We start from the raw sequence: 26,799 nt of genomic DNA, 5'->3' as shown, positions 1-26,799 counted from the left end.
CGTGCACTTTAGCAGCAGGCTCACGGACTCGACACCTGCGAAGGCGGGTTGAGGTGCAGCAACACGTAATCATCTTTGTCGAATCGGCCGCTCAACACCGGCGGCACGGCTGCGAACGGCGTGCCTTGCAAAGCCCGATAGTCACGCGCGTCCATCATCAACCACGCCGGCAGTTGAAGCTGTTCCAGCTCCTGAATCGATTCGGTGAACACCGGTTGCAAGTCCTCATCGATATTGACCATGAACTTGATCGCCTTCGCGTCTTTACCCATGCCATGCAATACCAGCGGCGCCGGATCGTTTTGCACGAGCGCAAAGGCCGCGCGGCTGAACGTCTGGGTGTTGTAGAGCCGGCGTTCGACCGGCTCGAACACCAGAATGTACACCGACCACAACGCCAGAACCGCGCAAAACGCCAAGGTTTGTGCCCGCCATCGGGGCCTGAATAGCGTGGCCAGTGCGATCACTTGCAGCGCGGCGAGGATGATCAGCATCGAAGTGATCGAGGTCAGTTGCTCGGGAAACCGTCGATGGGCGTACAGCAACACGCCGATCAATACGCAGGGCGTCAACAACCACACTCCTTGCATCAAACCGCGCAACCAAACGAAAACCCGCCCCCGCGCGACCTGGAACGGGTACGCGGCAATGATCGCGGCCATGGGCAACATCGGCAGCAGGTAGCGGGCCTTTTTTGCTTGGGGAATCGACAGTCCGACCATCACAATCAACGCCGCCGCCGTGCAGTACTGCAACAGGCGCAGCGCCGGACCTGCCTGGCGCTGATGGGGCAGCCAGACTGCCGCCAACACCAGCAGCGCCAACGGATACGCCAGCGCATAGTTGCCCAGCGATCCGGTGAAGTAATACAGCGAACCGCTCACGCCTTCACTGCCGTCCATTCGCCCCAGAAACTGCATGCGCACGACATCCTGCATGAACAGGGGACCGCCACGGCTTTCGGCCAGCCATAACAACATGCCGACGCTTGCGGCCAGCAGTACCGCCGCCGTCAGGCCGAAGCCGAACAGCCGCTGCCATTGGCGATTGAGCAGCCAATAACTGCACAGCATGCCAGTCGGGACCACCAGCCCGATCGGGCCACGAACCGCAAAGCCCAGAAGCAACAGGGCAAAAATCAGCAGCCAGCGCCGGGGTGCCGAAAAGTGGTCCGCGGCATAACCCAGATAGAACACTGCAAAGGCGAGCGCCGCGAGCATCAGGTCCTGGGACACCGCTCGGACTTCGGTGACGAAGGTGTTGGTCATCAACATCAACGCGATACTCAGCAGCGCCCAACGTGGGGAGTAGGGCGCCAGCAAGCGGTACATCAGCGTAACGATTACCGCCCCGGCAATTGCGCTTGGTAACCAGGCACTGAGGCTGTTGACCTGTCCGAAGGGCAACGACAGGACCCAGATGAACAGGGTCGAAAGCGCCGAGTAATCGGCGTAGGGCTGGCCATAGGTGGTCGGAAAAACCGACGGCCCATGGCGCAGCATTTCCTCGGCAAACAGCACAAAACGCGAATCGAAACCGATGGCGGCCTGCTGATAAACCCCGGCGCTGAACAGCCCCAGCGCCAGCAGCCCCAGCCACAAGGACTGCCGGCGTATGGGCGCCGATACGGCGATCAAGCGACGACCTGATTCGCGGGCCACTGCTGGAACGGAATCGGCAATTTGCGTGATTCCCCACGGCCTATCGGGAAGTACAGGAAACCGCTGCGTGCAAGGCGTTCGGCGTCGTACAAATTGCGTCCGTCGAAGATCACCGGCGCCTTCAACCGTTGCTGGATCAGGTTGAAATCCGGGGCCTTGAACTGCTGCCACTCGGTGCAAATGATCAGCGCATCGGCACCGGCCAATACCGATTCCGGTGTGCCCATCAGCATCAACTTCGACTCCTCGGGATACAGGTGCTGGGTTTCCTGCATGGCTTCCGGGTCGAATGCGCGCACGCTGGCACCGGCGGCCCACAGCGATTCCAGCAGCACCCGGCTCGGCGCATCACGCATGTCATCGGTGTTGGGTTTGAAGGCCAGGCCCCACACGGCGAAGGTCTTGCCGCGCAAGTCACCCTTGTAGAACGCGTTGATGCGCTCGAACAGCTTGTGCTTCTGCCGCTGATTGATCGCTTCCACTGCCTGCAACAGGTCGCTGGAGCAGTGCGCCTCTTCGGCGCTGTGAATCAGCGCGCGCATGTCTTTGGGGAAACACGAGCCGCCATACCCGCAGCCGGGGTAGATGAAGTGGTAACCGATGCGCGAGTCGGCGCCGATGCCCAGGCGCACCGATTCGATGTCCGCACCCAGATGCTCGGCCAGTTCGGCGATCTGGTTGATGAAGCTGATCTTGGTGGCCAGCATGCAGTTGGCGGCGTACTTGGTCAGCTCTGCGCTGCGCAGGTCCATGAACATGATGCGGTCGTGGTTGCGATTGAACGGCGCGTAAAGGTCGCGCATCACGTCGCGCACGTCATCGCTGTCGCAGCCGATGACGATCCGGTCCGGGCGCCGGCAGTCCGCCACGGCCGAACCTTCCTTCAGAAATTCGGGGTTGGAGACGATATCGAACTGCAGCAAGCGGCCGACCTTGATCAGGCACTTGTCAATATGCGCTCGCAAGGTGTCGCCCGTGCCCACCGGTACCGTGGATTTCTCCACCAGAATCACCGGCTGCTCACGATGCCGTGCAACCGCTTCGCCCACCGACAACACGTAGCGCAGGTCCGCCGAGCCATCGTCCCGGGACGGTGTACCGACCGCGATAAACAGCACCTGACCATGCTGCACCGCGAGTTTTTCATCGGTGGTGAATTGCAGGCGTTTGGCTTCCAGGCTTTCGCGCACAAGGCTGGCCAGCCCCGGTTCGAAAATGCTCACGTGGCCTTGTTGCAGCAATTCGACTTTCTTCTCGTCAATGTCCATGCAGACCACGTCGTGGCCGACTTCCGCCAGGACGGCGGCTTGCACCAGGCCAACGTAACCGCTACCAAATACACTGATTTTCATGAGGCACTCCTGCGTTCGGGCGCGCGAGCCGGACGTGAGTTGATGGTGATGACCCCAAGCATGACCAGGGCCACGCCGAGGGTTTTTGTAACGCTGAACGCTTCGTTGAACAGCGGCAGGCTGGCGGCCAGCAGATACACCAGCGCGTAGCTGATGCTCAGCAGCGAATAGGCCCGGCCCAGCGGCACATCCCGCAGGGCGGCGAGCCAGGACAGCATTGAAACTCCGTAGGCCAGAATCGCTCCCAGCACCACGGCGACCGCCGCTGGATCGATGCTGGAAGTCAGTAGATGTTCGGGGGACGGCAGGCGCGTCATGCTCCAGCGCATGCCCAACTGCGCCGCGCTGCCGAGCAGCACGCTGCCCATGGCGAAGGTGATTCCGCGACGCAGGCTCATGCGTGTTGCCCCAGCAGAATCACACCGCCGATCACCAGCGCCACGCCCAGCCAGTGCCGGCGGTCGATGGGCTCATGGAAGACAAACCGGGCGATCAGGGTAATCAGCACGAAATTCAGGCTGAGCATCGGGTAGGCAATGCCGACTTCAAGGCGCTGCAACACCAGCAGCCAGACCAGCAAACCCAACCCCAGCGCAGCGAGTGCCAGCCACAACCAAGGGGAGCGCAGTTTCTCGCCCCAGGCTGACGGCTTCGCCCGCCAACTGTCGACGGCGTACTTCTGGGCGATCTGGCCCAGACAGGTCAGCAGGCACGCGGCCAACAGCAGGAGCAGGCTCATGACGCACCCTGAGGAAAGATCAGAATCACCAGATTGCCTTGTTCATAGCGCTTGCCATCCTTGGGCAGCCGTTCGATTTCTTGCAGCTCGTCCTCACCCTTGACCCGCATCACCACGCCGACCGAGCCGCTCTGACGGGCGTTGCGCATCCACTGCTGAACCTGATCGGGATCGACGCGCTGCTGCACCGAGTCAGGATAAGCAAGGCCATATTTCAGTTCGCCTATCGTGTTGTACAACGCCACGTCCGGGCGCTTCAGACGCCAGGCCAAGGCAGCCGCGGCGCCGAGATCGTTGCTCAACAGTTTCCCGGTCTGCGCCAATTCATCGGCGTGATGGCGGATGAACTGGTCGGGCATCTTGTTGGCCACCACCGAGTCGGGCAGCCCGGCGGGCAGCAGACCGATCAGCAGCAGGCTACCGAAGGCCGGTGCTGCCCAGCATTGCAGGGGTCTGAAAGCTTGCAGCAGGTTGGCCATGATCCAGCCGATCAGGCCGATGAACACCAGCACCAGGTTGTGCAGTTCATGGTTATACAGCGGCTTTTTCAGTTGCAGGTAAACCAGTGCGAGCAGGGCGGTCAGCCCCAGCAGCAAGTTCAGCAAACCGTTGAGGCCCAGGACCCGGCCTTGCTCCAGCTTGAGTCGGTCGGCCAGGGTATGCCCCAACAGCAAGGCCAATGGCAGCAGGCAGGGCAAGATGTAGCTCGGCAATTTGCCGTTGCTCAGGCTGAAAAACAGCAGCGGCATTACCAGCCACAGCAGTAGAAAACCGATGCGGACCTGGCCACGGGTTGTCCATGCTTGCCGCAACGCCGACGGCAGCAATGCCACCCACGGCAGACTGAACGCCACCAGCAACGGCAAATAGAACCACCACGGCGCGTCATGCTGGGCGTCGTCACCGGCAAAGCGACGTATGTGTTCGTGCCAGAAGAAAAATCGCCAGTAATCGGGTTGCTGCGAGTGAATCGCCAGCGCCCACGGCAGACTGACCGCAATAGCCACGATGATCGCCACGGGGCCGTAGACCAGCAGCTCACGCCAGCGTTTTTGCCAGATCATGAAGGGCAGGGCGATCAGCACCGGCAGTAACCAGGCGAGAAAGCCCTTGGTCATGAATCCCATGCCGCAGGCCAGCCCCAGCACCGCCCAACCGGTCAGGCGCGGACCACGGCGGTCGCTGTCGAGCGCGAACCATAACGCGACCAGGCTCAGATTGACCCAGAAGGTGAATTGCGGGTCGAGATTGGCGTAGCCGGCCTGGCCCGCGACCACGGTGAAACTCATGTACAGCAACGCACAGGCAAAGCTTTTGCGCGGTTCGTTCCACAAACGACGGGCGATCAGAAAACACAACAACACACTCAGGCCCATGCTCAGCGCCGAGGCAAAGCGCACTCCAAACAGGTTCTGGCCAAACAAGGCCTGGCTGGCCGCAATCACCCAGTACCCGGCTGCCGGTTTTTCGAAATAACGCAGGCCCATGAAATGCGGCGATACCCAGTCGCCGCTCAGGAGCATGCCTTGGCTGATCTGCGCATAGCGGGTTTCATCGGGAATCCATAAGCCGTGGCTGCCCAACGGCAACAGATACGCCAACAGAAAAACCCCCAACAGCAGCGGCAGTCCCCAGCGTCTGCTCATGCGCCTTGCACTCCCAGCCAGCCTTCCCGGCCTTCGAGATGGCCGCGCACGACCCGGCCCGCTGGCAAGGCGCCCGGGGCTGCGGGAAGCAGGTCGCCCAAGGGTTTAAAGCCGATACCACGCTGGCGCGCATCGGCCAGCAGTTGACGGAAATCGTTGGCCATCAGAATCCCTTCTACTTCGGCGTGGATCGTGTAGACGTTGAGTTTTTCAGCGGAGAATTGGTCGAGGATGAACCCGTTGAAGTCTTTGGCTGCGACGGCAGGGCCCACCACTTCATCGAAGGTCGGCAGGTCCACCGGAATCTGCGGCGCCCCCAAGCCTCCGCCGGCCAACCTTGGTTGGAACAGGCTCTGGCCGCGGCAATCGCTGTTGTAGCGAAAGCCGAAGGCCTGCTTGGCCTCGATCACGCGTTCGTCCGCACGCCAACCGGCCGACGCCGAGCACTCGACGGCTTGCCCGAGGATGTCGCTGAGGGTGTCGACGCCCTGGCGGATCTGTTCGATCAGCTGCGCCTCGCTCCAACGCCCGGCATTGGCCTGCCAGCCATGGTGATCCCAGGCGTGCAGACCGACTTCATGGCCCGCATCCCGGGCCTGACGCATCAAGTGCCCGAGGTCGCGGCCGATCGGTTTGCCCGGCCAGGCCGTGCCGGCCAGCAGAATGTCCCAGCCGTACAGGCCGGCCGCGTTGGAACGGAGCATTTTCCAGAGGAATTGCGGGCGGATCAGGCGCCACAGATGACGCCCCATATTGTCCGGCCCGACACTGAAGAAAAACGTCGCCTTGACCTGCGCTTCATCGAGGATTTCCAGCAGTCGCGGCACCCCCTCACGGGTGCCCCGGTAAGTGTCGACATCGATCCGAAGGCCTGCCCGCATCAGCATGATTCTTCTTTGGAGTGCTCGGCTATTTCGAGCATGGCCTCGCGCAGGAAGAAATCCAGGGTGTTGCCGATGGTCTCGCTCATCTCCACCGTCGGCGTCCAGTCCAGCAGGCGCTTGGCGTTGGCGATGCTCGGTTTGCGGTGGGACACGTCCTGGTAGCCGGTGCCGTAGAACGCCTTGCTTTCCACGTCGCGGAAACCAGCGAACGGCGGGAAGTTGGCGCGCAACGGGTGCGCTTCGAATTGACGCAACAGTTCTTCGCCCAACTGACGAATGCTGGCCTCGTTGTCCGGGTTGCCGATGTTGATGATCTGGCCATTACAGGCATCGTTCTCGTTGTCGATGATCCGTGCCAGCGCTTCGACGCCGTCGGCAATGTCAGTAAAGCAGCGTTTCTGCTCGCCGCCGTCAAACAGGCGAATCGGCGTGCCTTCCACCAGGTTCAGGATCAGTTGGGTGATGGCCCGGGAGCTGCCGATCCGCGCCGAGTCCAGCCGGTCGAGGCGCGGGCCCATCCAGTTGAAAGGACGGAACAGGGTGAAGTTCAGGCCTTTCTGGCCGTAGGCCCAGATCACCCGGTCGAGCAACTGCTTGGAGATCGAGTAGATCCAGCGTTGCTTGTTGATCGGGCCGACGACGAGGTTGGAGCTGTCTTCGTCGAAGTTCTGGTCCTGGCACATGCCATACACTTCGGAGGTCGACGGGAAGATCACGCGCTTGTTGTATTTGACGCAGTAGCGCACCAGTTTCAGGTTCTCTTCGAAGTCCAGTTCGAACACCCGCAGCGGGTTGCGGGTGTATTCGATTGGCGTGGCTATCGCCACCAGCGGCAGGATCACGTCGCACTTCTTGATGTGGTATTCGATCCACTCGGAGTGAATGCTGATGTCGCCTTCGACGAAGTGAAAACGCGGATGGCTGCGCAAGCGGTCAATGGCATCGGAGCCGATATCGAGGCCGTACACCTCGTATCGGTCGTCGCGCAAAAGCCGCTCGGACAGGTGATTGCCGATGAAGCCGTTGACGCCCAGGATCAGCACCCGAGTGCGGCGTGGCGCGCGGCCGGACTCGGCGCCACGCAACACGGAACCGTCGACCAGCCCCAGTTCACTGGCCAGTTGCGGACCGCTCAGGTACAAGCCGTTGTCGTTACGCTGGCCGGAGGTGATGACCAAAGAGTCTTCGCCACAGGCAATGCGCAGCGGATCGACGCTGATGACCCGGCCCGGTGCCAGGCCCGCGTTGCCCTTGGCAACTTCTGCGCTCCAGACGATCAGCTTGTGTTCGCCAACGGCACAGAACGCGCCTGGGTACGGCTGGGTGACGGCGCGAACCAGGTTGAACAGATCTTCGGCGGGGCGCTTCCATACAAGCTTGCCGTCGGCCGGGGTGCGACGTCCGAATACCGTGGCTTTGGATTCGTCCTGCGGGGTTTCGCTGACGGTGCCTTGACGCAACGCCGGCAAGGCATCGCGCAGCAGGTCGATGGCGGCCACACGCAATTTGCGGTGCAGGCTCAGCGCTGTGTCGCTGCGTTCAATGGCCACCTGTTGCTGGGCGATGATTGCGCCGGCGTCGGCGCGCTTGACCATACGGTGCAGGGTCACGCCGGTTTCACTTTCACCGTTGACCAGCACCCAGTTGGCCGGTGCACGTCCCCGGTAGCGTGGCAACAACGAACCGTGCAGGTTGAACCCACCTTGGCGTGCCGTGGCCAACAGCGGTTCGCTCAGCAGATGGCGGTAGTAGAACGAGAACAGGTAATCGGGTTTCAGCTTGCTGATGCGCTCGATCCACAACGGATGGTTGGCATCTTCCGGGGCATGAACCGGGATGCCCTTGCGCGCGCACAGTTGCGCCACGGAGGCGTAAAAGGCGTTTTCCTTCGGATCATCGGCATGGGTAAACACCGCGGCGATCTCGAAGCCTGAGTCGAGCAGGGTTTCGATGCCGGCACAGCCGATATCGTGATAGGCGAAGACAACAGCTTTTGCGCTCATGAGAGAACCTGATCGGAAGAAGTGTTAGTGAGGCCGTCGACGGTGACAACGGGCGCTGGCGTGGCGGGTTGGCTACGCAGGACTTTCTCGACGAAGAATCGGGGGCGGGCGCGGACGTCGCTGTACATGCGGCCCAGGTATTCGCCCAACAGGCCCATGCCGATGAACTGCCCGCCGGTGAACACAAACAGCACGGCGAACAACACGAATGTGCCGTCGCCGGCCCATTCGGCGCCGAACACCAGGCGCAGGACGATCAACGCCGTGGCGAACAGCAAGCCGAGTCCGGCCATGGCGAAGCCGACGATGCTCAGCAACCGAAGCGGCGTGGTGGTCATGCAGGTGATCAGGTCGAACATCAGGTTGACCAGGCGCATGGGGCTGTATTTGGATTCGCCGTGTTCACGTTCGGCGTGGGTCACCAGGATCTCCGTGGTGTGCCGGGCAAAGCTGTTGGCCAGGATCGGAATGAAGGTGCTGCGTTCGCGGCAGGCGAGCATCGCGTCGACGATGCTGCGGCGGTAGGCGCGCAGCATGCAGCCGTAATCGCTCATGGCCACACCGGTCGAGCGCTGTACGGCCAGGTTGATCAGCTTCGACGGCCAGCGGCGCAGCGCGGAGTCCTGGCGGTTGTTGCGTACCGTGGCAACCACGTCATAGCCCAGCTCGGCCTGCGCCACCAGGCGAGGGATTTCTTCCGGCGGGTTTTGCAGGTCGGCGTCGAGGGTGATCACCACATCGCCTTTGCACTGCTCGAAACCGGCCATGATTGCCGCGTGCTGGCCGTAGTTGCGGTTGAGAATGACCGCCACCACCGGGCTGCACTCTCGATTGGCGGCCTCCTCGAGGATTTGTGCGGAGTTGTCGCGGCTGCCGTCATCGACCAGCACGATTTCATAGTCATGGCGCAACAAACGGCAGGCCGCTTCGGTCCGCCTGAGCAGCTCGGGCAGGCTGTCCTGTTCGTTGTAGACCGGGATGACGATCGACACGCAACGGATCGGATACGGTTTCACAGGCTTTTTTCCAGTGTGTTTTCGATGGCGTCGACGACACGATTGACGTCATCGGTGGTCATGTCGGGGAACAACGGAATCGAGCACAGGCGCTCCGAGTTCCATTCGGTGTTGGGCAGGTGAAGGTCAGGGAAACGCTGGCGGTACCAGGTGTGCAGGTGCGTGGCGATGAAGTGAATGCCAGTGCCGATGTTCTGTTCCTGCAAGGCCCTCATGAAGGCATCGCGATCCAGTCCGCAGCGCTCGGCGTCGATGCGCAGGACGAACAGGTGCCACGCGTGCCGCTGCGGATACGTCGGGATGGCCAGCGGTTGCACCGGTAAACCTTCGAGGCGTTGCAGGTAGGTGCGCGCCAGCTCGGTGCGCTTGGCGTTGATCGCACCCAGACGCTCCAGCTGCACCAGGGCGATGGCGGCATTGATGTCGGCCAGGTTGTATTTGAAACCCGGCTCCATCACTTGTGCCTGAGGTCTGCGACCGTGGGTCAGCCGGTCGTAGGCATCAACGCCCAGCCCATGAAACTTGAGCATGCGTACCCGGTTGGCCAGCGCGGTGTCGTCGCTGACGAACATCGCGCCCTCGGCGCAGGTCATGTTCTTGATCGCGTGGAACGAGAAGATCGCCGTGCCTTTCGCGCCGACATGTCGACCTTTATAAAAGGTGCCTGCTGCATGGGCGGCGTCTTCGATGACGGGGATGCCGTGTTTGTCGGCCAATGCGTAAAGTGGATCAAGGTCGAAGGCGGCACCGGCGTAGTGCACCGGAATGATTGCCCGGGTGCGCGGCGTGATCGCGGCCTCGATGCTGGCCAGGTCACACATGAGCGTGTCGCGGTCAACGTCGACAAAGACCGGTTTGGCACCCAACAGGCAAATCATGTTGGCCGTGGACACCCAGGTCTGCGACGGCGTAATGACTTCATCGCCCGGACCAATGCCCAATGCCAGTAACGTGATATGCATACCACCAGTGGCCGAAGAAAGTGCAACGGCATGACGGCAGCCGACATAGTGGGCGAATTGCTCTTCCAGTTGCTGGGTTTTCGGCCCGGTAGTGATCCAGCCGGAGCGCAATACTTGCTCTACGGCTGCGATTTCCTCATCGCCGATAGTCGGGCGGGAGAAGGGGAGAAACGCCGCATTCATAAGAATCTCCGGGCGAACGGCTTCCTTCAGCAAAATCGCCGAAAGAAGCGTGTTTTCAAGGGGTTGACTGTCGGAGCAGGTAGCCATCAATTGACTTTCCGGGCCGCGACCGGCAGCGTGACGACCCACAAGGGCTCGTCGGGTTGATTGAAGGTTATGCCCGATTTTGTGAAAGGAACATGAAAAACCGGTCTTCGAATCGTTTATCTGAAAGTCATACAGCCACTGTTCAGACTTCTGCCGTTTATCGCGATTTTTAGAAGAGAAGTCCTGCGGAAGTGTTCCCCTTTATATGAACAATGTTTCAATCCTTAGTTGTTTTTACTGAATTGTTTCCACTCAAGGCCGTTTCGTTTGATTGACTTAGTTAATACCCACTCTGTTGCTTCGAAGACCAACCCGATGACTGTCTACCTGGCCCGACTGGCGCCCTCCAGTCAGTTGACCATGCGCTACGTTTTGCAGGATGCGGCCGACCGTTTGGGTTTCGAAGACATGAACGTCGAGGAGATTCCCTGGCATCAGCTCCAACCCGACAATGTGATTGCGCTGGTCGCAGCGCTGCGTGAAGACGGCTACGCACCGAATACCTCGTCGCTGTACGTCAATGCGGTACGCGGGGTGATGAACGAAGCGTGGCGCATGAGCCTGATCAGTCAGGAACACTTGCTGAAAATGCGCTCGGTGAAAGGGATTGCCGGCACGCGTCTGTCCCAGGGGCGCAACCTCAGGCGCTCGCTGATTCAGGAGATGATGGCGGTGTGTGCCGCCGACCCGCGTCCTCAAGGCTTGAGAGACGCCGCCATCATCGGGATTTTGTACGGTTCGGGAATGCGCAAATCCGAGTCGGTGAACCTGGACCTGTCACAGGTGGATTTCAGCGAGCGCAGCTTGCGGGTCACCGCCAAGGGCAACAAGCAGTTGATCAAATACGCCCCGGCCTGGGCCTTTGAAAAACTGCAGGCCTGGCTGGAGCTGCGCCGTTCGCACCTAAAGGAAGGCGAGGTGGACGACCCGTTCCTGTTCAACCGCATCCGTCGCGGCAGCCACATCACCCGCGAGCGCATCACCAAACACGCGATCTATTACATCGCCCGGCAGCGCGGTGCGCAGGTCGGGGTGAAGATCATGCCGCATGATTTCCGGCGCTCGTTCATCACCCGGGTGATCGAAGAGCATGACCTGTCGATCGCGCAAAAACTCGCTCATCACAGCAATATCCAGACGACGGCCAACTACGATGTGCGCGACGACAACGAGCGGCGTCGGGCGGTGGATCGCTTTGATCTGTGATGGAGTGGATTCAGGGTTCACTCAGCACATGGGCATGGCCGATGGTTGATACGTGAACCTCGCTGCCAGCGGGCGGCGCGTACAGGCCAGAGCTGCGCACCATCAATGATCGACCGTGCGGGTCGCCGGCGACGGTGGGCTGCAACTCCACGGTCAAGGTGCAGGTGTTGCCGCTGAAATCCCGCTCGGTCACCACGGCGCGGCACCCGGCGACTTCGGTCGGACTGGGCTGGATGCTGACCAGTTGCAGCTGCTCGGGGCGCAGCATGATCTGCGCGGCATTGTTATTACGGTGGTTGTTAACCGGAATACGGCCCAGATCGCAATGGGCCCACCCGGCCTCGATCCTGGCGGGCATGACCACGGCATCTCCAAGAAACAGCGCGGTCTGTTCGTCGTCGGGATAGCGGTAAAGGTCCAGCGGATGGCCCGACTGCACCAGCCGGCCGTCACGCATTACCGCCAACTGATCGGCGAACGACAAGGCTTCACTCTGGTCATGGGTGACCAGGATGGTGGTGACGCCGGCGTCGGACAGCAATCGCGCGACCATTTTGCGCATGGCGCCCCGCAGACCGGTATCGAGGGCCGAAAACGGCTCGTCCAGCAACATCAGCCGTGGCTGCTGCGCCAACGCTCGCGCCAGCGCCACTCGCTGTTGCTGACCGCCGGAAAGCTCATGGGGCCAACGTTGGGCCATGCTCGCGTCGAGGGCCACGCTGTCCATCAACTCAGCGATTCGCTGGTGCTTCGCGTCGCCTGTGGTCGACAGCCCGAAACCGATATTGGCGGCCACCGTCATGTGCGGGAACAGCGCGCCGTCCTGGGGGACATAGCCGATCAAGCGCTGATGCGCCGGGACTTCATGGGTGTCGTCGACGAGTGTCTGGCCGTCGAGCGAAATACTGCCCGTGTCCGGGAATTCGAAACCGGCGATCATCCGCAGCAACGTGGTTTTGCCGGAACCCGAGGGGCCAACGATGACTGTCCGGCTGCCTTTTGGCACCGACAGGATGACGTTCTCCAGCGCTCGCTGAGAACCGTAATATTTGCAGATCGCGTGCAGTTCCAGAGCGTTCATCGTCCAGCCGTTCGTTTGGATTGGTAATAAAGAATTGCGGTCAACGGAAGCGACAGCACAATCATCAGCAGGGCGTAGGGCGCCGCGGCGGCATAGTCGATTTCGCTGGTCATGGCCCAGAAACCGGTGGCCAGGGTGCGCGTGCCGGTGGGGGCGAGCAGCAGGGTCGCGGTCAGCTCATTGGTGATCGCCAGAAACACCAGCGCGGCACCGGCGGCGGCCCCGGGCGCGGCCAGGCGCAGGGTGATCAGCCACAGTGCTCGCGCAGGCGAGCGGCCGAGGCTGCGCGCCATGTTTTCCAGTTCGACCGGTGCCTGCGCGATGCCCGCACGCAAACTCACCAGGGCGCGGGGCAAAAACATCAGCAGATACGCCAACAGGACGGTGATCGTGGTCTGGTAGATCGGTCGGGCGAAATGAATGGTAATGGTGACCAAGGCCAGGGCCACGACGATGCCGGGCAACGAGCTGGTGATGTAGTTGCAGCTTTCGAGCAACCGCTGCAGCCGACCCGGCGAGCGAATCGACAGCCAGGCGATCGGGATCGCGGCGCAGGTGGTCAGGACTGCGCCGCAAATCCCCAGCAGCAGGGTTTGTTCCAGCGCCGGCACAAGCTCTGCCAAGTCCCAGACTTGCGGGCCGCCCGCGATCAGCCATTTGCCCAAGGTGATCAGCGGCACACCCAAGGCCAGGGCGCAGGTGGTGATTTGCAGCATCAACCCCAGCACGGTGGCTTGAGCGTCCAGGCGCACCACCCGTTGTTCACGCGCGCTGCCGGAACCGACCCGGGCGTAACGCGCCGTACCGCGAGCGGCCGACTCGGCGGTCAGCATCACCAGGCAACACAGGGCGAGCACGCTGGCCAGCATGTGGGCAGCGGGGCCGTTGAAGGTGGATTTGAACTGATCGAAGATCGCCGTGGTGAAGGTGTCGAAGCGGATCATCGCGTACAGGCCATATTCGGCCAGCAGGTGCAGGCCCACGAGCAACGCACCGCCACAGATGGCCAGGCGCAGTTGCGGCAACACCACACGAAAGAAGATCGCCCAGGGCTTGAGCCCCAGGGATTCGGCCACGTCTTCGATCGCCGGGTCGAGCCGGCGCAACGTCGCTGCAATCGGCAAGTACAGGAACGGGAAGTAGGCGATCACCGAGACCAGAACCCCGGCAAACAGGCCGTGAATCGGTGGTACCAGGCTGACCCAGGCATAGCTGTGCACGAAGGCCGGCACCGCCAGCGGCGCGATCGCCAGCAACGACCAGCCACGTCGCCCGGGCAGGTTGGTGCGCTCCGTCAACCAGGCCAGGGCCAGGCCCAGGCTGATGCACAACGGAATCGTGATCACCACCAGCAACACGGTGTTGATCAGTAACTCGCCGACCCGAGGCCGGAACACCAGCGGCACCAGCGTTGCCCAGCCGGTTTGTACCGAGACGCCGATCACGAAGGCGATCGGCATCAGTGCCAGCAACGACACCAACACGGACAAACCGATTACCCAGGCGCCACCGCGACCGGCGAAGACGCCACGGGCGCGTCGTCGCAGGTTGACGGGTATCGCCGCGGGGATACCGGTTGGCAGGGATTCAGGGATCAATTAGAGCAGCCCCGCCTGAGTCATCAGGTCCACGGCTTTTTTGCTGTCGAGTTTCGACGCATCGACCATCGGGGCGTCGAGTTGCGACAAAGGCACCAGTTTCGGATTGGATGGGGCGTTTTTGCCCACGGCGTATTCAAACGACTTGCCAGTCTTGAGGATGTCCTGGCCGTCCTTGCCGGTGATCCATTTGAGCAACGCCTGGGCTTGTTCCTTGTGCTTGCTGGACGCCAATACGCCGCCCCCCGAGACGCTGACAAAGGCCCCCGGGTCCTTGTGCTTGAAGTAGTGCAGGGCCGTGTTGTTGCTGTTTTCGCCGGTCTTGGCTTGATCGCCGAAGCTGTAATAGTGATAGATCACGCCGCTGTCGATCTGCCCGGCATTCACCGCCTTGAGCACGGCGCTGTTGCCGCGATAGGCCGTAACGTTGGTTTTCATCCCTTTGAGCCATTCCAGCGTTGCGGCTTCACCCTTGAGTTCCAGCACTGCGGCGACGATTGCCTGGAAGTCAGCACCCGCCGGAGAAGCGCCCCAACGACCTTTCCACGCCGGACCCGCGAGGTCCATCAGTGATTTCGGTAAGTCGGCCTCGGGCAGTTTCGCAGGGTTATAGACAAACACGGTTGAGCGCGCGGCAATCCCGACCCATTTGCCATGGGCCGGACGATATGCCGCCTCGACTTGCTCCAGCGTCGTCGGGGCAACCGGCGCAAACAGGCCGGCGTTGTCCACCAGCACCATCGCCGGGGAGTTCTCGGTCAGGAACACATCGGCTGGGGACGCGGCGCCTTCCTGCACGATCTGATTGCCCATCTCGGTATCGTCACCATTGCGCACGGTGACCTTGATGCCGGTTTCCTTGGTGAAGCCCTCGACCCAGGCTTTGGTCAGGCTTTCGTGCTGCGCGTTGTAGACCACAATGCCGTCATCCGCTGCAAACACCTGTGTGGCGCCGAGCAGGGCAGTGGCCAGCAAGGCCGCTTTGAGGAAGGAAGGGGTAGAGGTGAACATTCTGTCGGCAGCTCCTGTTCTTTTGGAAGGCATGCACGTCCATTCGCGGATCAATCAATGCGAACCATTTGCATGTTTGAATCGCAGGGAATGTAGAGCTCAAAATGAGAAAAAAACGTCAAAGAAACCGTTAATACATGTCATTTACATTCAGATTAGCAGCACCTCGGCCCCTTGCCCGATGGGTCTGAATCAAACGGTGTGGTCACTGGCTCGATGGGCAGCCTTTCGAAGTTCCGCCGGCCGCCTGATTGATCGCAGCGGCCAGACGCTTGACGTTGTTCTGATGCGCCACCACCAATTCATCAATGCTGGGACCGGAAGGTGACTGCAACGTGCTGCGGCAAGTAATCAGCGTGTTATCACTGTCGCCAAGGCTGCGCAGGCGCCATTTGACGTCGATCAGCGCGTATTGCCCTGGAATCGAGTCGAAGCGCTGCACATCCAGGCGCAGTGACATTTTGCGTTGTGAATGGCTGTTGAGCAGTTGGTCAACCATGGCGCTGCGCAATTCATCCACCAGGCTCGCGGCCCACCATTCGGTTTCGAGTATCGCCAGGCCGCTGTTGCCCTGGCGGATCACGATCTGCGGACGATCGACCTGGGGCGGCACGCTGATGCTTTCAATCTCGATCTCCGAGGTACCGCCTCTGGATTGATTACCCAATTGCGCCGGAATCAGGGTGTGAAACTGAATCGGGTCACTGCGGCAAGCGGTGAGCAGTAACAGCGCGGTGACCAAGGTGATCTTCAGCGAAAAAGCCATGGTGTTGCTCCTGTGGTCAGTTGCGCGGTGGCGCCTGCAGATCCATCGGTGCGGCGTTGTTGGGGCGGCCGCGAATCAGCGATTCCGGATGGCGTCCCAGGTAATCCGAGAGCTCACGCAAGGAGCGCGACATGCGTCCGAGTTCGTCCAGGGTCTGGGTCAGCTGTTCCCGCTGCGGCGAATCTTCGGCGAGCGTCGAACTGGCCGATTGCAGGGTCTTGCTGACGTCGGCCAGGGTGGTTTGCACGCCCGGCAGCGTCTTGGCGTTGAATTGGGCGAGGCCTTTGCGCAGTTCGACGAGGTTACTGTCCAGATTGCCGGCAATTCGCTCGATCGGCAGTTGGTTGATCTTGTTGACCATGCCTTCGAGTTTTTCCTGCAACTGTTCGAGGCTGCCGGGAATGGTCGGAATACTGACCGGACGGGCGCTTGGATCGAACGCGACTTTCTCGGCCTTGGGGTAGAAATCCAGTGAGATGTACAGCTGGCCGGTCAGCAGATTGCCGCTGCGTGCCTGGGCGCGCAGACCGTTCTCGATAAAGGAACCCATCAAGCGCACGGCTGCGGCTTCATCATTGGGATCATGATTGAGCGCCTTGAGCATTTTGGTATGGGCCGAACCCAGGCGCTGCGGGTAGATCACGATGCCAACGTTGACCGGGAAGCTGCGCTTTTTCGCATCGAAATCCAGATTGATCGACACCACTTTGCCGAACTCCACGCCGAGGAATTCCACCGGTGCATCGACTTTGAGGCCACGCAGGGCCTGGTCGAAACGCAGGCTCAAGTATTGGCCCTTGCCACTGGGCGGGGCGAGGGCGGTTTGCTGGTCGGGGAACAGTTCATAGGCATACTCTTCTGCCGCCGGTTTATCGTTGGGGCTGTACTCCGGCGCGCGGAAGGCGATGCCGCCCACCAGCAGCGATGACAACGACTCGGTCTTCACCGCGAAGCCATTGGCGCCGACGCTGACATCAATACCGCTGGCGTTCCAGAACCTTGTGTTTTCGGTGACATAGGCATCGTTGGGCGCGTGAATGAACAGGTCGATGTTCACACCGTTACCGTCGGGGTCCAGCGCATAGGCCACCACCTGGCCGACCGGGATTTTTCGGTAATAGACCGGCGAGCCGATGTCCAGTGATCCGAGGTCCTGGGTGTGCAAGGTAAAGCGTTTGCCCGGTTCGCCATAGGTAATCGCTGGCGGGTTTTCCTGGCCTTTGAAGTGTTTCGAACGGGTGTTGGACTGGCCGATATCCGCGCCGATGTAGTCACCGGAGAACAGGGTATCGATGCCCGACACGCCGCCGGCACCGATACGCGGACGCACCACCCAGAACTGTGAGTCTTCACGGGTGAAGCTTTCCGCCTGTTTGGCCAGTTTGATCGTGGCGTTGACACTCTTCTGGTCGCTGCTCAGTTCCACGTCCGAGACCTGTCCGATCACCACATTGCGGTATTTGACCTCGGTCTTGTTGGCAGTCAGGCCGCTGCCGGTCTTGAACGTGACCGTGATGGTCGGGCCTTCCTGCATCATGCTGTGGACCACCAGGGAAATGCCCACCAGTACTGCGACGATTGGCACGATCCAGACCAGCGAAACGCTGAAACGACGAGTCTTGATTGGGGCCTGGCCAGGGGCTTGCGGCCCGTCAGTGACTTGCGACTTCATCCATGTCCTCCTCGGTGTGTGAGTTTTTATCCTGCTCGTTATCCCAGATCAGACGCGGGTCGAAACTCATCGCTGACAGCATGGTGAACACCACCACCAGTCCGAAAAACAGAATGCCCGGACGCGGTTCGATATCGGCCAGGGCTTGAAACTTCACCAGTGAGGCCACCAGGGCCACCACGATCACGTCGAGCATGGACCAATAACCGATGAGCTCGACGAAGCGGTATAACGTCGATCGTTCCTTGCGCGCCCATAGGCTGTTGCGATGCACCGTAATCAGCAGCAGCATTAACGCGACGAACTTGACGCCCGGCACCGCGATGCTGGCGATAAAAATGATCAGGGCGATGTCCCAGGCACCGTGCTGCCAGAAATCCAGCACGCCGCCCATGATCGTGCTGTCAGCACCGTTACCGACCATCTTCGTATTCATCACCGGCAGCAGATTGGCCGGGACGTAAAACACCAATGAGGTCAGCAGGTAGGCCCAGGTGCGGGTCAGCGAGTTGGTTTTGCGCCGATGCAACGGCGCGCCGCAGCGCTCGCATTGGTGCGGTTCACCTGTCATGTCGCAGGCCAGTCCGCAGCTGTGGCACAGGCAGAGGTTGAGTTCGCTGGCGACAGGAGGCGTTGTCATAGAATGTCCCACAGCTCACGGATATCGCGCCCGGCGATGCGGATCATCATCAGGCTGAGCACGGCCAGGGCAAACAGACCGATGCCGGGCAGCACATCCAGCAACCCGGCGAGCTTGATCACCGCAACCATGGCCCCCAGCAGACAGACTTCGAGCATGCTCCAGGGCCGCAGGGTTTCCAGCCAGCGCATGCAGAAGCTGAAACCGGGCGAGCGCCGGGAGGCGAGGGCATAGCTCAGCACCCAGATCAGCAGCAACAGCTGGAAAATCGGCGCGATGATCATCGCGATCGCCGCCACCATGGCAATGAACGTGATCGGCCCCAGGCTCAGGGCCAGCACCGAGTCCCAGAGGGTTGCGCTGTTTTTCAGGCCTTTGAGGCTGATGCTCATGACGGGGTAGAAATTGGCGAAAATCCACAGCATCAGCGCCGTCCAGGTCAACGCCAGGCGTTGTTCCACCGTCAGGCCGTTATAGCGCTGGAGCACACCGCCGCAGCGTGTACACAGGGTTTTTTGATGTTTGGCGAGCGTGACTTTTTCATACACGCAGTCGCAGTGCTCGCAGATGATCAGTTGGTCAGTCGTAGCCATTGGCCGCACTCGCCAGGACGCAGGAAAGTCAGAGCACCTCCTCAATATAGAAGTGCCTTGCGATTGAGCAAATCGAAAGGCCTAAACAACTGATTGACCGCGTTATCGTTTATCGCGAGCAGGCTCACTCCCACAGGGATCGTCGTCGTCACAAATGCTGTGTCCGCCGAAAATCCCCTGTGGGAGTGAGCCTGCTCGCGATAGCGGCCTGTCAGCCAACCAGTTCGCGCAGGCGATACCAGAACATCCCAAGCGCCAGCAACGGCGAGCGCAGCATCGGCCCGCCGGGAAAGGTCATGTGCGGCACGGCGCTGAACACGTCGAACCCTCGACTGTGCCCGGCATGGATCGCTTCACCCAACAGCTTCGCGCACCAATGCGTGACGTTCAGCCCATGCCCCGAGTAACCCTGGGCATAAAACACATTCGGGTGCTGACTCAAGCGGCCAACTTGCGGGAAGCGATTGGCGGAGATGCCGATCCGGCCGCCCCATTGATAGTCGATGCGCACATCGCGCAATTGCGGGAAGACTTTGAGCATCTGCGGGCGCATGTACGCCGTGATGTCAGCCGGATCGCGCCCGGAATAATGGCAGGCGCCGCCGAACAGCAAGCGCCGGTCCGCCGAGAGCCGGTAGTAATCCAGGCCGACTTTCTGGTCGCACAACGCCAGGTTTTGCGGGATCAACTGCACGGCAACCTCAGGTGCCAACGGCTCGGTGGCAATGATGTAGCTGCCGGCCGGGAGCACCTTGCCGCTGAGCTTCGGTTCGAGTTCTTCAAGGTGCGCGTTGCAGGCCAGCACCAGACTTCCCGCGCGTACCGTGCCACCGGCACAGCGAACCTGCACTGTGCTGCCATGGATCAACTCCAGAACCGGGCTCTGCTCGAAGATCTGCACCCCAAGGGATTGCGCCAGCCTTGCTTCGCCCAGCACCAGATTGAGCGGATGCAAATGGCCCGAACCCATGTCGACCAGACCACCGGCATAGACGCTTGAGTCCACCACTTGCTCACGGATCTGCTCCGGCCCGACCAGACGGGTTTCGTGGGCGTAACCTGATTCGGCCAGACTGTCGCGCTCCGCCTTGAACGCCGCGAATTGCGCCTTGGTGTTAGCCAGCTCGCAGAACCCCCAGCGCAGGTCGCACTCAATCCCGTGTTCACGGATGCGATTGCCCACCAGTTCCACCGATTCGATCCCCGCACGCTCCAGATAGCGCACCCCGTCCTCACCGACGTACCGGGTGAAACCGCTGACGTCATGGCCGATTCCGCGGATCAACTGCCCGCCATTGCGCCCGCTGGCGCCCCAGCCAATCCGCCGGCCCTCCAGCACAATCACCGAGAGCCCGCGCTGAGCCAGCTCGATCGCGGTGTTGACCCCGGTAAAACCGCCGCCGATCACGCAGACATCGGCCACAAGGTCCGAGGCCAGCGTGGGGTAGGGCGTCAGGCCTTTGGCCGTGGCCGCGTAGTAGGAATGTGCGTGTTCGTTATTCATTTGTTGGACTTCACTTTGCTCCAGGAACGGGTCATCAGTCGCATGATCGCCTGGGGCGGGGTGGTCGAAATGTAGAGTTTGTCGAGGACTGCCTGAGGTGGGTAAACCTCAGGGTTGTTCACCAACTCCGCGTCCATGTATTCCTTGGCGGCGGGGTTCGGGTTGGCATAGCCGACCGAGGCGCTGACCTTGGCAATCACTTGCGGGTCCAGAAGGTAGTTGATGAAGGCATGGGCTTCTTTCGGGTTGCTGGCATCGGCAGGAATCGCCAACAGGTCAAACCACAAGTTACTGCCTTCCTTCGGAATGGCGTAGGCGATGTTCACGCCGTTCTTGGCTTCCTTGGCCCGGTTGGCGGCCTGGAACACATCACCGGAATAGCCGAAGGCCACGCAGATGTCGCCGTTGGCAAGGTCCGACACGTATTTGGAGGAGTGGAAATAGGTGATGTAAGGCCGGATGCTCAACAGTTTGGCTTCGGCTTTTTTGAAGTCTTCAGGGTTCTCGCTGCGCGGGTCCATGCCCATGTAATTGAGAATCGCCGGGAACACTTCATCGGCCGAGTCCATCATCGATACGCCGCACTGGCTGAGTTTCTTGATGTTTTCCGGTTCGAACAGCACTTCCCAGGAATCGATGCGGTCGATGCCGAGCACTTGCTTGACCTTGTCGACGTTGTAGCCGATGCCGTTGGTGCCCCACAGGTACGGCACGGAATGCTCGTTACCCGGATCGTTTTTCTCCAGCAGCGTCAACAATTTCGGGTCGAGGTTCTTGAAGTTGGGCAACTGCGCACGGTCCAGCTTGAGGAACGCGCCGGCCTTCACCTGACGGGCGAGGAAGTGGTTGGACGGCACGACCACGTCATACCCGGTATGCCCGGCGAGCAACTTGCCCTCCAGGGTTTCGTTGGAATCGAAGACGTCGTAGATCACCTTGATCCCGGATTTGGCCTGGAAGTCGGCGAGGGTGGTTTCGCCGATGTAATCGGTCCAGTTGTAGACGCTGACGGTGGGTTGAGCCTGGGCAACGGCGCTGAACAGCACGGCAAGCGCGGCCGGCACCATGGATTTCAATAGACGCATTCGACACCTCTTTAGTTATTAGACTGTGTAGCAGCGAGGCTTACCCGCGAAGGCGGACTGACTGTCAACGACGATGTTGAACGGACCGGCCTCTTCGCGGGCAAGCCTCGCTCCTACAGGGGGGCGCGTGATCTCGCGTGGTTTTCAGACGCTAAGCATCAAGAACTCACGCTCCCAGGAACTGATCACCCGCTTGAAGTTCTCGTGTTCGGCACGCTTGACCGCCACGTAACCGCGCACGAATTTGTCGCCCAGATACCGTCCGATGGTTTCGCTCTCTTCCATCTGCGTCAGCGCATCCTCGATGGTGATCGGCAGGCGCAGGTTGCGGCGCTCGTAGGCTCGACCTTGCACCGCCGCACTCGGTTCGACGCGTTCAACCATGCCCAGATAACCGCACAACAAACTGGCCGCGATCGCCAGGTACGGGTTGGCGTCAGCCCCCGGCAAGCGGTTCTCCACGCGCATCGAATCTGGCGTCGAGGTCGGCACTCGCAGGCCGACGGTGCGGTTTTCTTCGCCCCATTCAACGTTGACCGGGGCCGAGGTGTCCGGCAGGAAGCGGCGGAACGAGTTGACGTTGGGCGCGAACATCGGCAGCACTTTGGGGATGTACTTTTGCAGACCGCCGATGTGGTGCAGGAACAGCTCGCTCATCGTGCCGTCGGCATTGGCGAAGATCGGCTGACCCGTGGCAATGTCGACTACGCTCTGGTGGATGTGCATGGCGCTGCCGGGTTCGTCGCCAATCGGCTTGGCCATGAACGTCGCCGCGACGTTGTGCTTGAGCGCCGCCTCACGCATGGTGCGTTTGAACACAGTGATCTGGTCGGCCAGGTCCAGCGCATCGCCATGACGGAAGTTGATTTCCATCTGCGCCGGGCCGTCTTCGTGGATCAGTGTGTCGAGGTCCAGGCCTTGCAGTTCGCACCAGTCGTAGACGTCTTCGAACAGCGGATCGAATTCGTTCGCGGCGTCGATGGAAAACGACTGACGACCGCTTTCCGCACGGCCCGAACGGCCCAGCGGCGCCTTGAGCGGCAAGTCCGGGTCTTCACAGCGCTGGGTCAGGTAGAATTCCATTTCCGGCGCGACAATCGGCCGCCAGCCTTTGTCGGTGTACAGCTGCAGCACTTTCTTCAGCACATTGCGCGGCGACAGTTCGATCGGGTTGCCGAACTTGTCGAAGGTGTCGTGGATCACGATGGCGGTCGGCTCGATGGCCCATGGAATCACATACACCGCGTCGGCGACGGGCTTGCAGACCATGTCGATGTCGGCCGGGTCGAGCAGGTCGTAGTAGATGTCGTCGTCGACAAAGTCCCCGGTTACCGTTTGCAAAAGCACACTTTCCGGCAGGCGCATGCCTCGCTCATGCAGGAACTTGTTGGTGGGTGCGATTTTGCCGCGTGCAATGCCGGTCAAGTCACTGACCACACACTCGACTTCGGTAATCTTGTGATCTTTCAGCCACGTGAGGAGCTGATCGAAAGGGGCATTCATAAAGACCTCGTTATTGGTTTTTTTTAACGCCGGGGAGGACGGTTTCATCCACCGCACACTTCCCCTGAGACGCGTTGACGACTATCTTGGGCGAGCCTTGCGGTTCCATCTATCCACTTTCAGCAGCACCAAAACGCACCAAACGAGTGCGTAAGGTCATTCATGTCAGCGTCCAGTCCAATACAGGTTCAAGCGTTCAACACCGACGATGTCGCTGCGCAAATCCGCGCCACGCCGGGTTGGGTCCAGCATTACCAGCAAATGTCGCCGGGGCATTTCGCCGGGCGTGTGCGCTACCTGGACCTGCAAGGCGTGGAGATTTACGAAGAGCAGATGAACACCCGGGTCGAACAGAATTTCAGCGCGCCCGAGGGTTCGCTGGCGTTCTGTTTCGATCGCAGCGACAACGCGCTGTATGTGTTGAATGGCGAAAGCCGCAACATCTGGATCACCCCGGAGAACTACCAGGAAGTCGCCGTGGTGTTTGGTCCGGAGTTCGTGCAGCGTCACGGTTTGAATGTTGCGCGGCTGGAAGGCTTGTTCATGTCGCCGCTGAACTCGGGGCAGAACGCCTTGTTCAGCCGCTGGTTGAGCGGCACCTTGACCCGCCTCGCCGAAACGCTCGACCCGCCGAGCAAAGAAGCGCTGACCCAGCAACTGCTCGAAGACTGCCTGTACATCCTCGACAACGCCTGTGTGTGCCTCGATCACGGCGGCCTGCAGCGCCGCACCGAAGAACGCGCAGTGATGAAACGCATCGGCGAATGGGCCGCCGACTCACCGGAAGAAACCCTCAACCTGCTGGAGCTTTCCCAGGTGGCCGGGGTTTCCCTGCGGCAGTTGCAGCACGCGTTCAAGGCCTTCACCGGGATGACGCCCACCCATTGGCTGCGCCTGCGCCGCCTCAACAGCGCCCACCGCGAATTGCTCGCGCGAACACCGAATGACACCACCGTTGCCGAAGTGGCGATGAATTGGTCGTTCTGGCATCTGGGGCGGTTTTCCAGCAGTTACCGGGCGCTGTTCAAGGAACTGCCGAGTGAAACGCTCAAGCGCATTCGCCCGAGCAGGACCTGATTCGCAAGTTCAGCCTCGCCGAGAGGGCGCAGTGACTGGCTGAACGACCGGTTTCTTGTTGTTCAAACCGTCGATGCAGGTTTCGCCAGTTCAATCCCGGCCGCACCCAATCGCTTGAGGATCTCAAACAGCAGATCGCTTTTGGTCGTGCCGACGATTCTCGGGCTGCTGACGTAGCCCGTGACCGTCAGCGTGATGCCTTCGGGGGTCAGTTTGCTGAACCGGACGAAGGTAGCCGGTTTGTCGAGGATGGTTTCGTTCTCGCGGTACGTGTCGTACAGCAGGTTTTGAACTTGCTCCGGATCGATGTCCAGCGGGAACATCAGCTCCAGTGTCGCCACCCCTTGTGCGCTGCCGCCAAGGGTGACGTTGCGCAGGTTCTGCGAGATCAGTTGTGAGTTGGGCACGATGACGATCGAGCGGTCACTGAGTTGTATTTCGGTGGCCCTGACGTTGATGCGGCGGATGTCGCCTTCGACGCCACTGATGCTGATCAGGTCGCCGACCTTGACCGGGCGCTCGGTCAGCAGAATCAGCCCGGAGACGAAGTTTTTGACGATTTCCTGCAAGCCGAAGCCGATCCCCACCGACAGGGCGCTGACAATCCACGCCAGGTTGGTCCACTCGATGCCCAGGGATGACAAGGTCAGCAGTATCACCAGGGCGTAACCGATATTGGAGAACAGTGTGCTGAGCGAGGCACACATGCCGGGGTCCATGTCGGTCTTGGGCAGGAACTCGTTATCCAGCCATCGGCGCAGTGCGCGAATCAGATAGATGCCGATGAACAGGGCCAGTAGCGCATTCAGCAAATGGCCCGGGATGATATTGAGTTTGCGCAGGCCATCGCCGCCGAGGATGGCGAACGTCTGGGTAAACAGTTGCCCCAGCGTCGTGCCGACGCCACCGACAAACAGTGAAATGACCGCCAGCAGCATTAAACCGGCGCGACCGACACCGGACAGAATGATCGACGCTTGCTCAAGGCGTACATCGCCGATTCCAAGCAATTGTTTGAGCGCCTTGCCGCTTGGACTCTTGGGTGAAAACAGGTACTCACAGCTGTCTCTGAACAATTGCGTCAGCAAGTAGAAGCCCGACAGGATGATAAAACCCCAGACCAGTTGGTACGTGATGAACCGTGCCAGGGAGATGTAACCGATCAGCAGCGCAATCAGCGATACCACCGTCGCAAAACCGGCCAACGAATAAATCAGGCCGGCAAGGGTGGTACTCGATTCGGGCGCTTCCCCGGTAGCCGCAACGGCTCGGCGGACTCTGCTGGCTCGCCGGAACAACGTGCCGATAATCAGCGTGACCACCAGCGCGATCAAACCGCGGCCAAACAGAATGGCCGGCGGGCTCATGCCGGTGACGTTGGTGATTTGTGCCAGGCTGACCAGAATCAGCAGTGTGACGGCCAGTATCCTGGGGAAGGGCTGGATTGCCAGTGCCACGGGATCGGAGATGGCCGGCAGCCGCCAGGAAGGATGTCGGGTCGACAGCAGCGCCCGGCTCAGACCGGTAATCAGGATGCACACATAGATGATTTTTTCGAATTCATCGGCAAAGTTCTGAATCAAAGGCGACAACGGCAATTGCCGGGTGAGCGCATAAAACAACAGTTGCATTGCAAAAGCCGTGGTCAGCAGCGTGGCCACGACAGAGGCCAGTGCGAGCGAGCTTCGACGCAAACGTCCTTCCGGCATTCGATGAATACACACCCAGGTCAGCCCGCGCTCCGCGATTCTTCGGCCCCAGGACCAAATCCCCAGGGCCAGCACGATCAATGCGACGGCGAACAGGCGCTCGCCGGGTTGCCAGGCGGCCTTGATTGCGCTGGAAGCCTGCTGGATGAATTCGCTCAGCCGCTGGCGGTCCTCCTTCAGCGGACTGAACAATGGCGCCCAGAACCCCGGCCCCAGGATACTGCCGCTGCGCAGCGTGACTTCGGTTTCCAGCAGGTTGCGGCGAATACCGGCGATTTGAATAAGGAGACCGGCAGCATTGTTTCTGAGTGCTGTCAGGGTTTTGAGGCTGGAATCGACTTTGGTCTTTTGCTCGGAGAGATAGGCTCTTTGCGTCGCGATATCCGATTTCTCTGACTCTACATCGTCGAGTGATACCGGGCCCAACACATCAAGTTGGGCTTGCAGTTGCTTCTGTTCGGGCAGCAGGAATGACTGCAGGCTATCCACGTCGTTGATAAACGACTGAACAGCATCTTGCAGGCCGACCATCTGGGTGAGGTTATTGGCCAGCGAAATCTGTTGCTTGATTCGGTCAAGGCGGATTTGCAGGTTTTGCAGATCACTCTGAGAAATGACTAACGACGAAGTACCCGATGTAATACCTGCAGCCGGCAGTATGTCGGCGGCCGACAGCGCTCCGTCACTGGTTGCAAGCAGCGTGAGCACGACGAACATCATTGACTTCAATGCATTACGCATGGGGGTGCTCGACTCTGTGGTGGGTCGCTCAACCTATGAGGTTAGGCCATCACGCCAAAACGATCGAAAAGAATCCTGTT

Annotated in this window: 21 protein-coding genes and 1 pseudogene; 2 read left to right on the top strand and 20 right to left on the bottom strand. The window is 60.6% G+C overall.

Annotated elements, in window-relative coordinates; genetic code table 11:
• Positions 1-20: 20 nt before the first annotated feature.
• The 9 genes and pseudogenes from FBY01_RS09310 to arnB all read right to left on the bottom strand — a co-directional run bounded on the left by FBY01_RS09310 (position 21) and on the right by arnB (position 10,446).
• Positions 21-1,634: an ArnT family glycosyltransferase gene (locus FBY01_RS09310; protein ID WP_372241864.1), complete on the bottom strand. Its 1,614-nt coding sequence runs from the start codon at positions 1,632-1,634 to the stop codon at positions 21-23.
• A pseudogene (locus FBY01_RS09305) lies at positions 1,632-3,013 on the bottom strand (UDP-glucose/GDP-mannose dehydrogenase family protein); the annotation flags it as partial. The gene FBY01_RS09310 and the pseudogene FBY01_RS09305, both read right to left, overlap by 3 nt.
• Complete coding sequence (arnF, locus tag FBY01_RS09300) at positions 3,010-3,411, bottom strand: 4-amino-4-deoxy-L-arabinose-phosphoundecaprenol flippase subunit ArnF (RefSeq protein WP_145307230.1); 402 nt, start codon at positions 3,409-3,411, stop codon at positions 3,010-3,012. The gene arnF and the pseudogene FBY01_RS09305, both read right to left, overlap by 4 nt.
• On the bottom strand, positions 3,408-3,752 hold the full coding sequence (gene arnE, locus FBY01_RS09295; RefSeq protein ID WP_010460060.1) for a 4-amino-4-deoxy-L-arabinose-phosphoundecaprenol flippase subunit ArnE: 345 nt from the start codon (positions 3,750-3,752) through the stop codon (positions 3,408-3,410). The genes arnF and arnE overlap by 4 nt, the downstream gene beginning before the upstream one ends.
• On the bottom strand, positions 3,749-5,398 hold the full coding sequence (gene arnT / locus FBY01_RS09290) for a lipid IV(A) 4-amino-4-deoxy-L-arabinosyltransferase (RefSeq protein ID WP_145307227.1): 1,650 nt from the start codon (positions 5,396-5,398) through the stop codon (positions 3,749-3,751). Before arnT ends, arnE begins: the two co-directional genes overlap by 4 nt.
• On the bottom strand, positions 5,395-6,279 hold the full coding sequence (gene arnD / locus FBY01_RS09285; RefSeq protein WP_145307224.1) for a 4-deoxy-4-formamido-L-arabinose-phosphoundecaprenol deformylase: 885 nt from the start codon (positions 6,277-6,279) through the stop codon (positions 5,395-5,397). The genes arnT and arnD overlap by 4 nt, the downstream gene beginning before the upstream one ends.
• On the bottom strand, positions 6,279-8,285 hold the full coding sequence (gene arnA, locus FBY01_RS09280; RefSeq protein ID WP_145307220.1) for a bifunctional UDP-4-amino-4-deoxy-L-arabinose formyltransferase/UDP-glucuronic acid oxidase ArnA: 2,007 nt from the start codon (positions 8,283-8,285) through the stop codon (positions 6,279-6,281). The genes arnD and arnA overlap by 1 nt, the downstream gene beginning before the upstream one ends.
• Entirely contained in the window at positions 8,282-9,301 is a 1,020-nt protein-coding gene (arnC, locus tag FBY01_RS09275) for an undecaprenyl-phosphate 4-deoxy-4-formamido-L-arabinose transferase (protein WP_083376803.1), read from the bottom strand. Before arnC ends, arnA begins: the two co-directional genes overlap by 4 nt.
• A complete protein-coding gene (gene arnB, locus FBY01_RS09270) occupies positions 9,298-10,446 on the bottom strand; it encodes a UDP-4-amino-4-deoxy-L-arabinose aminotransferase (protein WP_145307359.1) in 1,149 nt (382 codons plus the stop codon). The genes arnC and arnB overlap by 4 nt, the downstream gene beginning before the upstream one ends.
• A 402-nt stretch (positions 10,447-10,848) precedes the next feature.
• Between arnB and xerC the strand changes: the two genes are divergently transcribed.
• The gene (xerC, locus tag FBY01_RS09265; RefSeq protein ID WP_010460071.1) at positions 10,849-11,739 is read left to right on the top strand and encodes a tyrosine recombinase XerC; all 891 of its coding nucleotides are present in this window, start codon (positions 10,849-10,851) and stop codon (positions 11,737-11,739) included.
• Positions 11,740-11,749: 10 nt separating this feature from the next.
• Here xerC and FBY01_RS09260 read toward each other — a convergent pair whose 3' ends face one another.
• The 10 genes from FBY01_RS09260 to FBY01_RS09215 form a co-directional block, all read right to left on the bottom strand.
• Positions 11,750-12,820, bottom strand: coding sequence for an ABC transporter ATP-binding protein (locus FBY01_RS09260; protein ID WP_145307217.1), 1,071 nt, complete (start codon positions 12,818-12,820; stop codon positions 11,750-11,752).
• Positions 12,817-14,415, bottom strand: coding sequence for an ABC transporter permease subunit (locus FBY01_RS09255; RefSeq protein ID WP_145307357.1), 1,599 nt, complete (start codon positions 14,413-14,415; stop codon positions 12,817-12,819). Before FBY01_RS09255 ends, FBY01_RS09260 begins: the two co-directional genes overlap by 4 nt.
• A gap of 3 nt (positions 14,416-14,418) precedes the next feature.
• Entirely contained in the window at positions 14,419-15,429 is a 1,011-nt protein-coding gene (locus FBY01_RS09250; protein WP_145307214.1) for an iron ABC transporter substrate-binding protein, read from the bottom strand.
• A 205-nt stretch (positions 15,430-15,634) separates the two neighbouring features.
• Positions 15,635-16,195: a membrane integrity-associated transporter subunit PqiC gene (locus FBY01_RS09245; protein WP_083376798.1), complete on the bottom strand. Its 561-nt coding sequence runs from the start codon at positions 16,193-16,195 to the stop codon at positions 15,635-15,637.
• A gap of 16 nt (positions 16,196-16,211) precedes the next feature.
• Positions 16,212-17,867 (bottom strand): intermembrane transport protein PqiB, encoded by a 1,656-nt coding sequence (locus FBY01_RS09240; RefSeq protein ID WP_145307212.1) that lies wholly within the window; start codon positions 17,865-17,867, stop codon positions 16,212-16,214.
• Positions 17,848-18,507, bottom strand: coding sequence for a paraquat-inducible protein A (locus FBY01_RS09235; protein ID WP_077748399.1), 660 nt, complete (start codon positions 18,505-18,507; stop codon positions 17,848-17,850). Before FBY01_RS09235 ends, FBY01_RS09240 begins: the two co-directional genes overlap by 20 nt.
• Positions 18,504-19,100, bottom strand: coding sequence for a paraquat-inducible protein A (locus tag FBY01_RS09230; RefSeq protein ID WP_010460085.1), 597 nt, complete (start codon positions 19,098-19,100; stop codon positions 18,504-18,506). Before FBY01_RS09230 ends, FBY01_RS09235 begins: the two co-directional genes overlap by 4 nt.
• 211 nt (positions 19,101-19,311) lie before the next feature.
• Complete coding sequence (locus FBY01_RS09225; RefSeq protein WP_145307208.1) at positions 19,312-20,604, bottom strand: FAD-binding oxidoreductase; 1,293 nt, start codon at positions 20,602-20,604, stop codon at positions 19,312-19,314.
• Complete coding sequence (locus FBY01_RS09220; protein WP_145307205.1) at positions 20,601-21,689, bottom strand: polyamine ABC transporter substrate-binding protein; 1,089 nt, start codon at positions 21,687-21,689, stop codon at positions 20,601-20,603. The genes FBY01_RS09225 and FBY01_RS09220 overlap by 4 nt, the downstream gene beginning before the upstream one ends.
• Positions 21,690-21,833: 144 nt before the next feature.
• Positions 21,834-23,192 carry a glutamine synthetase family protein gene (locus FBY01_RS09215; RefSeq protein ID WP_145307202.1) on the bottom strand — a complete coding sequence of 453 codons (1,359 nt, stop codon included), beginning with the start codon at positions 23,190-23,192 and terminating at the stop codon, positions 21,834-21,836.
• A gap of 162 nt (positions 23,193-23,354) precedes the next feature.
• On the opposite strand from FBY01_RS09215, the gene FBY01_RS09210 reads away from it, so the two are divergent.
• Positions 23,355-24,269, top strand: a complete 915-nt coding sequence (locus FBY01_RS09210) for a helix-turn-helix domain-containing protein (protein WP_010460092.1) — start codon at positions 23,355-23,357, stop codon at positions 24,267-24,269.
• A 62-nt stretch (positions 24,270-24,331) separates the two neighbouring features.
• On the opposite strand, the gene FBY01_RS09205 is transcribed toward FBY01_RS09210, so the two are convergent.
• Positions 24,332-26,719: a DUF3772 domain-containing protein gene (locus FBY01_RS09205; protein WP_145307199.1), complete on the bottom strand. Its 2,388-nt coding sequence runs from the start codon at positions 26,717-26,719 to the stop codon at positions 24,332-24,334.
• Between the last annotated feature and the right edge of the window lie 80 nt (positions 26,720-26,799).

Source organism: Pseudomonas sp. SJZ077 (assembly GCF_007993905.1).
In the GTDB taxonomy this organism is placed as follows: domain Bacteria; phylum Pseudomonadota; class Gammaproteobacteria; order Pseudomonadales; family Pseudomonadaceae; genus Aquipseudomonas; species Aquipseudomonas mandelii.
This window is presented reverse-complemented; position numbering and strand designations above follow the sequence as displayed.